This is a genomic window from Capnocytophaga periodontitidis, from assembly GCF_016126015.1.
GTDB classification, from domain to species: Bacteria; Bacteroidota; Bacteroidia; order Flavobacteriales; family Flavobacteriaceae; genus Capnocytophaga; species Capnocytophaga periodontitidis.
On the sequence record NZ_JAEFDB010000005.1, the window covers coordinates 22,763 to 35,722 of the forward strand.

At 40.3% G+C, this 12,960-nt stretch carries 10 protein-coding genes; 8 read left to right on the plus strand and 2 right to left on the minus strand.

Annotated elements, in window-relative coordinates; genetic code table 11:
- Window positions 1-255 precede the first annotated feature (255 nt).
- The 5 genes from I7X29_RS08840 to I7X29_RS08860 all read left to right on the plus strand — a co-directional run bounded on the left by I7X29_RS08840 (window position 256) and on the right by I7X29_RS08860 (window position 8,736).
- Window positions 256-2,808 (plus strand): TonB-dependent receptor plug domain-containing protein, encoded by a 2,553-nt coding sequence (locus I7X29_RS08840; RefSeq protein WP_394368705.1) that lies wholly within the window; start codon window positions 256-258, stop codon window positions 2,806-2,808.
- Window positions 2,809-2,861: 53 nt separating this feature from the next.
- Window positions 2,862-4,064, plus strand: a complete 1,203-nt coding sequence (locus tag I7X29_RS08845; RefSeq protein WP_198474110.1) for a DUF4876 domain-containing protein — start codon at window positions 2,862-2,864, stop codon at window positions 4,062-4,064.
- A gap of 286 nt (window positions 4,065-4,350) precedes the next feature.
- Window positions 4,351-5,550, plus strand: coding sequence for a DUF4876 domain-containing protein (locus I7X29_RS08850; RefSeq protein WP_198474112.1), 1,200 nt, complete (start codon window positions 4,351-4,353; stop codon window positions 5,548-5,550).
- Between the two features lie 229 nt (window positions 5,551-5,779).
- Window positions 5,780-6,985, plus strand: coding sequence for a DUF4876 domain-containing protein (locus tag I7X29_RS08855; protein ID WP_198474114.1), 1,206 nt, complete (start codon window positions 5,780-5,782; stop codon window positions 6,983-6,985).
- A gap of 251 nt (window positions 6,986-7,236) precedes the next feature.
- Window positions 7,237-8,736: a DUF6850 family outer membrane beta-barrel protein gene (locus tag I7X29_RS08860; RefSeq protein WP_225883710.1), complete on the plus strand. Its 1,500-nt coding sequence runs from the start codon at window positions 7,237-7,239 to the stop codon at window positions 8,734-8,736.
- An 11-nt stretch (window positions 8,737-8,747) separates the two neighbouring features.
- On the opposite strand, the gene dinB is transcribed toward I7X29_RS08860, so the two are convergent.
- Both dinB and dprA read right to left on the minus strand, forming a co-directional pair.
- On the minus strand, window positions 8,748-9,845 hold the full coding sequence (gene dinB / locus I7X29_RS08865) for a DNA polymerase IV (protein ID WP_198474275.1): 1,098 nt from the start codon (window positions 9,843-9,845) through the stop codon (window positions 8,748-8,750).
- Window positions 9,846-9,861: 16 nt separating this feature from the next.
- Window positions 9,862-10,956 carry a DNA-processing protein DprA gene (gene dprA, locus I7X29_RS08870; protein WP_198474116.1) on the minus strand — a complete coding sequence of 365 codons (1,095 nt, stop codon included), beginning with the start codon at window positions 10,954-10,956 and terminating at the stop codon, window positions 9,862-9,864.
- Window positions 10,957-11,088: 132 nt separating this feature from the next.
- On the opposite strand from dprA, the gene I7X29_RS08875 reads away from it, so the two are divergent.
- The 3 genes from I7X29_RS08875 (at window position 11,089) to I7X29_RS08885 (ending at window position 12,953) form a co-directional block, all read left to right on the plus strand.
- Complete coding sequence (locus I7X29_RS08875) at window positions 11,089-11,754, plus strand: DUF2461 domain-containing protein (protein ID WP_198466689.1); 666 nt, start codon at window positions 11,089-11,091, stop codon at window positions 11,752-11,754.
- A gap of 2 nt (window positions 11,755-11,756) precedes the next feature.
- Window positions 11,757-12,125: a ribosomal maturation YjgA family protein gene (locus I7X29_RS08880; RefSeq protein WP_088593755.1), complete on the plus strand. Its 369-nt coding sequence runs from the start codon at window positions 11,757-11,759 to the stop codon at window positions 12,123-12,125.
- A 63-nt stretch (window positions 12,126-12,188) separates the two neighbouring features.
- Window positions 12,189-12,953 (plus strand): hypothetical protein, encoded by a 765-nt coding sequence (locus tag I7X29_RS08885; protein ID WP_198466611.1) that lies wholly within the window; start codon window positions 12,189-12,191, stop codon window positions 12,951-12,953.
- Window positions 12,954-12,960 lie beyond the last annotated feature (7 nt).

Here is a 12,960-nt window from a genome sequence, read left to right on the forward strand (position 1 = left end):
GATTTTGAGTGCAAAGGTAGCTAATATCTCATCTTCAGAAAAATAAATACGCATTTTCTACAAAGGATAAATATTTTGTTGTAAATATAACAAAGTGTTTACCATTTTTCTTTTACCCTATTTAGAATTATTTCACACTTTTATTTAGAATTGTTTTATGCAATTCAAAAAAAGTATTACCTTTGTCCCCGATTTTAATGAGTGTGAAAAGTGAAAAGTGAAAGAATACATTGTCCTCTCTATTACTTTCCTAATATTTTTATTGGGATATTCTTTTTATTTTCTTTTTTCTACCCAACACTTTACGCTCAAACAGCTACCACCACGGTTACTGCTACTACTCAAGCTATTCAGTTAGAGGAAGTAGTGGTAACTGCTAAAGAACTTCCTGCACCTACTTCTACCTCGCTTATCGACCGCAAGGCAATGCGACACCTTCAGCCTTCTAGCTTTGCCGATTTGGTGAGTTTGCTCCCTGGTCGGCAAGTTACTACTCCCTCACTGAACTATGCCAATACGCTCACTCTCAGGCAGACAGGAACGCCTATGGACGGCTATAGTATTTCCTCTTTAGGCGTAGGCTTCAATATTGATGGTGTTCCCTTAGATGTAAATAACAATATGCAATCTACGGTAGGTACCGGAATGATTATCACCCCTCAATCGAATTACGCCGATAAGAAGCGCAACACTACCCGCTCGGGGGTGGATATGCGCACCATCGCTACCGATGATATTGAAACAGTGGAGATTATACGCGGAATCCCATCGGTGAAATTTGGTGATATCAGCAGTGGGGTAGTAACAATTCACCGCAAAAAAGGCTATACTCCCCTTAGGGCACGCGCCAAAGCCGATGGTTTTAGCAAACTTTTCTATATAGGTAAAGGTTTCAGTTTTTTTGAAAATAGCCTCAAACTCAACTTTAGTTTGGATTATTTGAATGCCCAACCCGACCCGCGTAACAGCTTTGAAAACTACAAGCGTTATACTGCTTCAGCACGTGCTGAAAAACGCTTTGATACCGAAAATCCGCTTACGTGGAATTTTAGCATCGACTATACGGGCACTATCGATAAGGAAAAGCGCGACCCCGATGTGGGCTTCGATCGCTATGACGCTTATCAATCTACTTACAATAATATCCGCATTGCCAATGGGCTGAGTTGGGAGTTCCTTAAAACATTCTTCAAAGCATTGGCACTCAAAACTAGTTACTCACAGAGTTTCGACCGTATTGAGCAAGATAAATGGGTGCAAATTACCAATGCACGCCCCGTTTTCATAAACACAGAAGCTGGTGAATTTTATGGGGTATTCTCCGATCCTCACTATGTGTCGCACTTGCTCGTCGATGGCAAACCGCTACACCTCTATGCCGACCTCTCAACGACTTCTTATAAGCTATTCTCGGGCTATCGCAACGAATTGCTAATCGGACTTACTTACAACTACAACAAAAACAACGGTCTGGGGCAGGTATACGATTTAGCGCACCCTCCATCACCCGAAATGGACACCCGTCCGCGTGCTTTTAAGAGCATTCCTGCAATGCAAGATATGGCTTTTTATGCTGAAGAGCAGTTAGAAAAAACTTTTTGGCATACCCAATTTCTCGTGCGTGCTGGTTTGCGTGCCAATACCCTTTTAGGACTCGATTCACGCTACGCATTGCATAACAAGGTGTGTTTTGACCCTCGTGTGAATATGAAAGTTACTTTCCCAAAAATTGAGTTCGCTAACCAAAATGCTCTCAGTATTAGCCTTACAGCAGGCTGGGGGAAACACAGCAAACTTCCCACTCAAGAAATGCTCTATCCTCAAGAAAAATACGAAGATTTTGTACAGCTCAATTACTATCACAGTCAAAAAGCTTACCGCCAATTGCACTACAAAACTTACATTTTTCCGCAAGTGAACTACGACATTATGCCTGCGGTGAATAACAAAGCCGAAGTGCGCCTTGGGTTAGAATACAACCACCATTCGCTATTTATTACTTATTTTGATGAGCGTATGCAATCGGGTTTTCGAAAAATGAGCGATTATCATAAAGTATTCTATAAAAAATACGATGCTACAGGACTCAATCACAATGCGATTACTGCTCCTCCTTTGGTGGAAAATCTGCCCTATACAGTGCAAGACGCCCTGATACTCTCAGATATGGAGAGCAATGGCTCTGCTATCGATAAACAAGGGGTTGAGTTTCAGTACAGCAGTAAGCGCCTTCAGTTGCTCAACACTCGTTTTACACTCAGTGGCGCGTGGTTTCACAGCCTGTATTACAACTCATTGCCCGTATATCGTCCCGCCGATAAAAATGTGATCAACAACCGCAAACATTACAATCTGGGGGTATACCCCGAAGTGGAGAAGTACGACCGCGAACAGCTGGAAACCAGTCTTATTGCTGATACTTATCTCCCCGAGCTAAAACTCACAACCTCTGTGCGTTGCGACCTCACTTGGTATACTATTAGCACCAATCCGTCACTTAGTCGTGTGCCCACTCACTACATCAGTGAGGATGGTGTACGTCACCCATATACAGCGGCAGAAGCTAATGACCCCGTACTGCAATGGCTCATACGCCCTACAACTGTAAGTCTCAGCGATAGAACCCCATTGTCAATGAACATACATCTAAAAATATCTAAAGATTTCTATAAGTACTTTACGCTCTCAATGTACGTAAACAATCTGTTTAACTTTTATGAAGATTACCGCGTGAACGGACAATATATCAACCGCCGCGGACTCATCAATCCCTATTTCGGAATGGAAATGAACGTTTCACTCAAATAACAATTAACAAATAACAAATAACTGCCCGTGCGGCTCGCAACAAATTAATTAATATGAAACATTTAAAACAATTTTTAGCTGTAGCACTTGGTTTAGTGCTCTTAAACGCTTGTAAAAAAGACGACAACAATGGAATCCCTACAGGATCTCTTTCTGTAACCTTTCATTTACAAGCCCCCGACAAGGTAGCTATCACTCAATATGCTACCCTCACCCTCACTCTTACCGAGCTCAACAAGAATGAGAAGGTAGAAAAGGTATATCACAATGTATCAAGTAGTGATTTTAAGTTGGAATTATCTGCAGGTAGTTATGAAGTACGCGCTGTAGGTAGCGTAAATTACACCCAAAGTGGCACCGCCGCCACGGGTGAAGTAGCAGGATTTGTAAGTAAGATTGATATTCTTACAGCTACTACCTACACAGTACCCCTTAGCCTAAAACTCAGCCCCTCAGGAGATGGAGATTTTATCATTGAAGAAATTTTCTTTACAGGTACAGCTACTCCAGAAGGTAAACAGTATTTTGGTGATCAGTACATCAAATTGTATAACCCTACTAATAAAGTTCTCTATGCCGATGGTTTGGTTTTAGCAGATTCTGAGTTCCTAACAGTAAATAAAAGAGATTACACCCCCAATGTAATGGCAGAAGCCTTTACAGCAGGAAGTATGGTGCAGATTCCAGGTACAGGCACTCAATATCCTGTGCAACCAGGGAAGTCTATTGTAATTGCTGAACAAGGAATTAATCATAAAGAAAATAACCCTAATTCTATAGACCTTTCAAAAGCTGATTTTGAAAGCTTCTACCCTCCAAAAGTGAAAGACGTTGATGGGGTAGGAGTAACTAACAATATCAACTTATATGGTGTTTTTATAATTAATAATAGAGGCAATAGAAGTTATGTGATAGCACGTTTCCCTGAAGGTACTGCTACTTCTACACTTCAGTATAACTATGAATACAAAGTAGGAACAAAATTAATGCAGAGACAGGCTTTGAAAATCCCTAATAATTGGATAGTAGATGCCGTAAATTTAAGTACTCAATCAGGTTTCGAGTGGATAGTTACAGCTCCCTCTTTAGATGCTGGTTATACTTATGTAGCTAAAGGAGAAGGAGATGCTTCTCGTTATGGCAAATCCGTACGCCGTAAAGTCCTCTCTCAAAATAACGGTAAAACCGTTTTTAAAGACACCAATAACTCTACCGACGATTTCGAGATACTCAATACACCCACACTTAAAAAGTAATAACTAACAGCTAACAAGTAATAGGTGCATTGCAAACTTTGTCAAAGTCCTTGGACTTTGACAAAGTATATAAATGATAATCAATTACTTTTATAGTATGTTATGTAGGAAAGCCAGCGATAGCTGGGTATGTGCTGCAAACGCCCTTATAGTATAAAAACTTTTTGCAAACGCCCTCACAATATAAAAACTTTTCGGATAACCTCTTTATAATTAACAAATTAATAAATTGCCCGTGCGGCTCGCACCAAACTGCCCGTGCGGCTCGCACCAAATTGGTATTAATATGAAACATTTAAAACAATTTTTAGCTGTAGCACTTGCTTTAGTGCTCCTAAATGCTTGTAAGAAAGATGACAACAACGGTATCGCTACCGAACCTTTGAACATAACCCTTCATTTACAAGCTCCTGATAAAGTAAACATTACTCACTATGGTACCCTCACCCTTACCCTTACCGAGCTCAACAAGAATGAGAAGGTAGAAAAAGTATATCACAACACTACTACCAACGATTTCCAACTGAGTATTCCTGCGGGTAGCTATGAGGTACGTGCCACAGGTACTGTGAGTTACACCCAAAGTAGCACTACCTATGCAGGTGAAGTTGTAGGTTTTATGAATAAACTCGATATCCTTACAGCTACTACTTATACGCTACCCCTTAGTCTGAAAATTACCTCCTCAGAAGATGGTGATTTCATTATCGAAGAAATCTACTTTACAGGTTCCTTAACCCCACAAGGCAAACAGTATGAAGGCGACCAGTATATCAAACTTTATAACCCTACAAATAAAGTGCTCTATGCCGATGGTTTATTAATAGCTGACTCTAAGTTCCTTACAACAAGTAGACAAAAAGTTGAGCCTGATATTATAGATGAAGCTTTCTCTGTAGAAGGAATCGTGCAAATACCTGGTAATGGAACTCAGTATCCTGTTGCCCCTGGTAAGTGGATAGTTATAGCCGATCAAGCTATCAATCACAAAGAGAACAACACTAATTCTCTCGATTTATCAAAAGCCGATTTTGAAATTTACTATGAACAGATAAAAGATGAGGACAACCCTAAGGTAACCAATGTACTCAACACCCATAGTTATGTAGCTTTTCACAATCGTGGATACAAGAGCTATGTAATAGCCCGATTGCCTAAAGGAATTACAATAGCATCCTATTTAACTGACTACAAGTATACTTATAAAATAATATTTCGAGAAGGTGAAACTTATAAAATTTCTAATTCGTGGATACTCGATGCTGTGAATGTAAGTGTAAAAGGAAAATTCCAATGGCTTCTAACCGCTCCTTCTTTAGATAGTGGATGGACGTATTGTGGCAAAAAAGACAATGATCCCGCACGTTATGGCAAATCCGTACGCCGTAAAGTCCTCTCTGAAAACAACGGTAAACCTATCTTTAAAGACACCAATAACTCTACTGAAGATTTTGATCCCGATGTAACACCATCACTTAAAAAGTGAAAAGTGAAAAGTATCACAACACTTTGGCAAAGTTTCACACTTTGCCAGAGTTGATTGTAATTGATTGTCCTGATAATCAATTACTTTTATAGTATGTTATGTAGGAAAGCCAGCGATAGCTGGGTATGTGCTGCAAACGCCCTTACAATATAAAAACTTTTCGGATAACCTCTTTATAATTAACAAATTAACAAACTGCCCGTGCGGCTCGCACCAAATTAGCATTAATATGAAACATTTAAAACAATTTTTAGCTGTAGCACTTGCTTTAGTGCTCCTAAATGCTTGTAAGAAAGACGACAACAACGGTATCGCTACCGAACCTTTGAACATAACCCTTCATTTACAAGCCCCCGATAAAGTAACCATTACCCACTATGGTACCCTTACTCTTACCCTTACCGAGCTCAACAAGAATGAGAAGGTAGAAAAAGTATATCACAACACTACTACCAACGATTTTCAACTGAGTATTCCTGCGGGTAGCTATGAGGTACGTGCCACAGGTACTGTGAGTTACACCCAAAGTAGCACTACCTATGCAGGTGAAGTAACCACCTTAATACCCAAACTCGACATCCTCACAGCCACTACCTACAGTTTGCCTATTACTTTAAAAACAATTGTAAGTGATGAGGATAAAGATTTGCTTATTGAAGAGATTTTTATCACGGGCACAACTACTCCACAAGGCAAACAATACTTAGATGATGGTTATTTCAAGATTTACAACCCTACTTCCAGAATTCTTTATGCTGATGGTTTGCTCTTGGTGCAATCGGCGTTCCAAACAAATGACAAGCAAACCTATACGCCAAATATAATGAACCAAGCTTTTACAGCCAATGCGGTATACCAAATCCCAGGGAATGGCAAGCAATACCCCGTAGCAGCAGGCGAGAGCATCATCATTGCCCTTACGGCTATCAATCACAAAGAACTCAACAGTAATTCAATAGATTTGAAAAATGCCAATTTCGAAATCAAAGATGAAGCAGACGATGAAGACCCCGATAACGCTGCAGTGCCTAATATGTTCGTGAAGTTTGAAGATGCAGTAATCAATCGTCAAGCAATCAACGCTTTTGCACTTGCCAGAATGCCCAAGGGGGTTACAGAGTTAGAGAAGTATTCTTATACATACAAAGATGAATCAGGATTTGACTCAGGAGGAGATGCTGTAAAAATCCCCAATACGTGGGTTATCGATGCTGTAAATCTCGCACAAAAAGAAGACTTTCAATGGCTTGTAACTGATGTTTCTTTAGATAGTGGTTGGACTTACGCCTCCGAAAGTCAAGGAGATGTTTCTCGTTATAGCAAAGGAGTACGCCGCAAAGTAACGGGTCAGCAAAACGGACATCGTGTGTTAAAAGACACCAATAACTCCACTGAAGATTTCGATCCACGTGTAACACCATCACTTAAAAAATGAAAAGTGAAGAGTGTCGCTACACTTTGGCAAAGTTGATTATCTTGATGATCAATCACTTTTAGAGTATGTTGTGTAGGGGCGTTTTGCAAACGCCTTTATAGTATAAGAACTTTTTGCAAACGCCCCACAATATAAGAACTTTTTGCAAACGCCCTTGTAGTATAAAAACTTTTCAGACAATCTTTTTATAAATTAACAAATTAACAAACTGCCCGTGCGGCTCGCACCGGATCGCATTGGCTCGCACTAAATTGAAAAAACAACTAATTAACATATTATTTTTCGCTTTCCTCTACCAAATAGGCTGGGGGCAAAGCCCCGATACCCTCTTGCTAAAGCTGAAAGAACAACAAAGCATCTCTCGTTTTTATGAGGCTTATTTTCAGAATCCAGCTACGATGCCCAAGTGGGGGAAACATCGTTTTTCTACCGTACAAGCGGCTTATGAGAGAAGTGATAAGGAGGCTTATGCTCAGCAGTATCCTGAAGGACATACCGCTTTTTCAGCAAAAGCAACCTCTTTCTTCCCTTATGATAGTACACGCACGCTTTGGGGCAATGCGTCCTATAAAAATCAAGAACTGCGAAAAGTGCGCTGGAATGAGTCGGTAGATAGTGATTTGCTCTATCCATACTTCACCGCCGATGCTGTAGGGGGCGACTTGCATAGCGAGCAATACGCCTTTATGGGTGGTTTTGCTAAGCAATGGCAACGACTGCATTGGGGTATCAGTTTGGATTACAAAGCCGAATTAGCAAGTCGTAACAAAGACCCGCGCCCTAAAAATATCACTTCTAATCTGCAATTGCGCTCAGGATTTATGTGGAGGGTAGGGGAGTGGCAAGCAGGAATATATGCCTCTTTCCAGAAATATACCCAGTCTAACGAACTGAAATTTTTCAACGAATTGGGGAGTCCTTCAGTCTATCATCTCAATGGCTTAGGCTATTATAACCACCTGCTGAAAGGCAACAAACTCAGGGCTTTTTATGAAGGTTATGGATATAGCAGCGGACTGAATATCAGTAGAAAAAACAACCTTTTCCTCTCTGCTAATTACCAGCAATTGGCAATCGAAAAATATATGACAGAAGATAATGGTGTGATAGCTGTAACACTTACCAATCGCACACTCTATACCGAGCTGACAAAGCTGTTTCACAAAGATACTTACTATTATGGTTTCAAAGGATATTACTCTCTGCAAACCAAAAGTGGGGTAGAGCCTATTCTTTCGGGTCGTAATAGCAATTTGACGGAAGTAGTTGCTAAAAACGAGAATTATACTCTAAAAAAAGAGCACTACCAATTGGCAATGCTTTTCTGTAACAATAGTGATTTGCAATATCACATAGCACCTTATGTAGGTTATGAAACTCACCGTGAGGATTATACCCTTGTGAGGAGTTTTCAGCATTTCGATTATATGAATGTAGGGATAAAAATGAGTGTTGTAGCGCCCTTAGGGAAGAAGAGTATAGGTATAGCAGGTTTGCATTACCAGTATCGCAATACACTAAAAGGCAACTATGTACTCCGCAATGATAGTGAAGTATCCCTCAGTGAAATGCTCTTGCACAATGCCCGTTTTCTCGCCTCCGATGAGCAAGTTTTCCAAGCTCATTTGCAGTATCATCGCCCACTATCGTCATCGCTCAGTTATTTTGTGGGACTCAACACCCAAATAGAAGTTTTTACCCTCCAAAAAACAAATACTTTTCATCAATTAAGTGTAGGTTTAACTTTCTAACCTCCTATCCTCTATTCCCTATACTCTGGAAATTCCAATTTCAACTGTATGTACATCGGTTGTTTTACAGTCTCTTTTTCAGGTTCGTTGTTGAGGTGAGAAACTGAAATGCCTAATAATCGTACCGATTCACTCAATCTTTCTTGGTAGAGCAATTCTTTGATGTGTAAAAGAATTTCCTCTTTGCTGCTAATAAAATCTTTAAGGGTCTTGCTGCGTGTTTGAATAGTGAAGTCGCTGTATTTTATTTTCAGGGTGATAGTTTTACCTGCAACTTGCTGTTTTTTAAGGCGGCGTACTACATCTTCGGCTATACGTTCAAGTTCACGTTCCATATACACCTCACTGGTGAGATTTTCGGCAAAAGTTTCTTCAGCACCCACCGATTTGCGAATCCTAAAAGGCTGAACTTCGCTGCGGTGAATACCTCGTGAGAGCTCGTAGTAATAATGTCCGCTATTGCCGAAATTCCGTTCTAAGAACGCTAATGATTTCTCCCGCAAATCCTTCCCTTTAAAAATCCCTAACTGATACATCTTTTCGGCAGTTACTTTGCCTATGCCGTAGAATTTGCGCACATCGAGTTTGTCTAAGAAATCTTGTACTTCAGCCTGAGTGATAGTTGTTTGTCCGTTAGGCTTGTGATAGTCGCTAGCAATTTTGGCAATAAACTTATTTACCGAAATGCCTGCTGAAGCCGTAAGTCCTGTTTCATTGAAGATGCGTTGTCTAATCTCTTGTGCAATGAGGGTAGCCGAAGGGTTACCTTTTTTGTTTACTGTAACATCTAAGTAAGCCTCGTCGAGGGAAAGAGGTTCCACCAAATCGGTATATTCGTGGAAGATAGCGCGTATTTGCATTGATATTTGCTTATAGCGCTCAAAGCGAGGTTTTACAAAGATAAGGTGTGGACACAATTTGCGCGCTTGCGCCCCACTGATAGCACTGCGCACACCAAACTTGCGCGCCTCGTAGCTGGCTGTTGCCACCACACCGCGCGCTTCGCCTCCGCCTACCGCAATCGCTTTTCCTCTCAATTCAGGAAAATCCAATTGCTCTACCGAGGCGTAGAAAGCGTCCATATCAATATGTATAATCTTCCTGTTAATTGTTACTTGTTACTTGTTACTTAATCTCAAACATTTTCCCTGGTAGCGGGTTTACTACTCCTTTCAGTTCCATTTGGAAAAGCAAATTAGAAAGTTGGTAGATAGGTATTTGGCAGCCGAGAGCGAGTTCATCTAAGGCTTGTTTGCCATTCTCTTTGAGATAGTTTGCTACCAATTCTTCGTCGGGACTGAGGTCTATAAAAAGTTCTTGTTGTACGGCTTTAGGGGCGGGAGTATCCCAATTCAGTAGGTAAATGAGGTCTTTAGCTGAGGTGAGTATATTAGCTTTGCGGTTGCGTATCAGCTCATTGCAGCCTATGCTATAAGTATCTGTCGTACGACCTGGTACGGCAAACACTTCGCGGTTGTATGAAAAAGCAATATCAGCAGTAACCAAACTTCCCCCTTTTTTACCCGATTCAATCACTACAGTAGCTTTTGTAAGCCCTGCAATAATGCGATTGCGACTGAGGAAATTCTTTCGGTCAAACGGACTCTCACTGCCGAAATCGGTGATGAAACCGCCGTTTTCTTCCATTGCTTCACAGTATTTCGCGTGAGCAGCAGGGTAGATAAGGTTGAGTCCGTGAGCGAGGCAAGCTACTGTTTGCAAGCGGTGTTTCATTGCAGCCTTGTGAGCCGTGATATCCACCCCATAAGCATAACCACTTACAATCACCACATCAAGCGGGGCGAGTTCTTCTATCAGTTGTTCGCAAAATGCCGTGCCGTAGGTCGTGATATTACGGGTACCTACAATGCTCAGCAGTCGTTTGTTTTGCAGGTTTATGTGTCCTTTTTGGTAGAAGAGTATAGGGCTATCCACACACTGTTTCAATAGTTTAGGGTAGTGAGCATCGGTATAGCTAACAATGCTGATGTCGTGTTTTTCAGTAAAGAGCAACTCAGTTTCAGCTTCTTGTAAGTACTGAGAGTTGAGGATATTTTGGGTAATTTTAGAGCCTATACCCATTACTTTTTCTAAGCTACTTCGGCGTTGTGCAAATATATTTTTGGCACTCCCAAAGTGCGCAATGAGTTTTTTGGCAGTTATATCGCCTACAAGCGGAATTTTCTTTAAGGCAATGAGGTATAACAAATCGTCGTTCATAGTTTGGTTTTGTTTCACGTTGCAAAAATAGCGATAATTAGTAAATTAGCAAATTTGCTAATTAGCAAATTATTACTACCTTTGCCTCATTATTCGTCATTCGTAACTTGTCATTCGTAACTCGTCATTAAAATTATGTTTCAATTTCTCACTGACCTCGCTAAAAACAATAACAAAGAGTGGTTCGACACTCATAAAAACGCTTACGAAAGCGCTAAATTGCAAGCAACAGAGCTTTTTAATCGTATTTATGCTGAAATTGCAGCACACGACACTGTAGCTCCTCTCAAAATATACCGTATCTACCGCGATTTGCGCTTTTCTAAGGATAAAACGCCTTACAAAACCCACTTCGGTTGCTACATACAGCGCAAACAACCTCACTATCGCGGGGGATATTATGTGCATATCAGTCCGCAAGAAACTTTTATAGGAGGAGGATTCTTCGACCCCAATAAAGATGATTTGTTGCGTATGCGTCAAGAAATCTCTCTCAACCCCGATGATTTCCGAAAAGTAATGACCGAAAAAGGTATTGTAAAAGAGTTCGGTGGAAAACTATGGGGCGACGAACTCAAAACAGCTCCCAAAGGCTTTGAAAAAGATGATCCTATGCTTGATTATTTGCGCAAAAAGCAGTTCCTACTCAAACGCGACTACACTCAAAAAGAAGCTACCGCCGAAGGTTTTGATAAGAAAGTAGTACAAGGACTCTTAGCAATGCGCCCCTTTTTCGACTTTATGACCGAAGCCCTCACCACCAATCTCAACGGTGAATCCCTATTCCCTAACCCCTAACAATGACCCTAACATTCAATAAAAAATACTTTATATGGGCATTAGCCCTCTTTGGTGTAGAGTTCCTTATCGCTACGCTATTCAAGAATATCGGTTTTATACGCGGTTATCTCGGCGATGTATTAGTAGTGATATTGCTCTATTATATAGTCCTTTCATTTGTAAAAGTGAAACACAAAAGCAAACTCATCTGGGGCATATTTGCCTTTGCCGTTGTAGTAGAAATACTGCAATATTTTGGAGTAGCCTCTCATTTAGGCTTTGCTAAAGGAAGTATAGGCTATATCATTCTGGGCAACCACTTCTCGTGGACTGATATAATATGCTATGCCATAGGTTGCCTCATATTACAATTAACAAATAAAAAATAACAATTAACAAATAACCCCCGCTGGCGCGAGCTTGCAGCTCGTGCCCTCTAATCTCTAGCAACTATGAAACATTTTTTAATAACCTTGTTACTATGTGCACCTTCATTGCACGCACAAAATCCCTTAAAAGGCGAATGGATAACCAGCTCTCTGTTACGTGATTTCAAAGAGGAATACAAAAACCTGTTTGTGCTTACACAAAGAGAAGGTGAAAGAGTTGGTTATGCAACGGAATTTGAAAAGAACGACAAAAATCAATATATTTCGTATTACTTTGCCCCTTGTGGCAACGACTGTTTCTCCTCTATAACAGGAACATTTAAACTTATTGCCCCCTCGTATGTGCGCCTGAATGCCCTAACTTTTGAACAAACCGGTGATTGTAAACACAAAAACGAAAAGTTGCATAACGATACCGCCGATTATTACATATACAAAGTCTCAAATAAGAAAATCTTCTTAGTGAAAAGCACTTCAAAAAATGAAAAAGAAGATCAAGAAAAGGCTAAAAACTATCTGTTAGTAACCGGTATAAAGGACAATGTAGTGTATAAACAAAAAACAAAAATGAAGGTGGAGGCTAAGGAAACAGGAGCATTACCTGCGCAAGTAGAGAAATATGCTACTGATATACTTCAATTGAAAAAATTCAAGATTCTTATTTATAACCAATTAAGAGGGAGAGCAGCTTGGGTGTTTGCGGTAAAAGACCTCACCACAGGAATGATAACCTATGTAATACAAGAAAATTATTATGATGCAAAAGATAAAGAAATCTCTCGCTTTTTTGATTGTACTGAAACTGAAATAAAGAAGTTCAGACAATAATAATAAC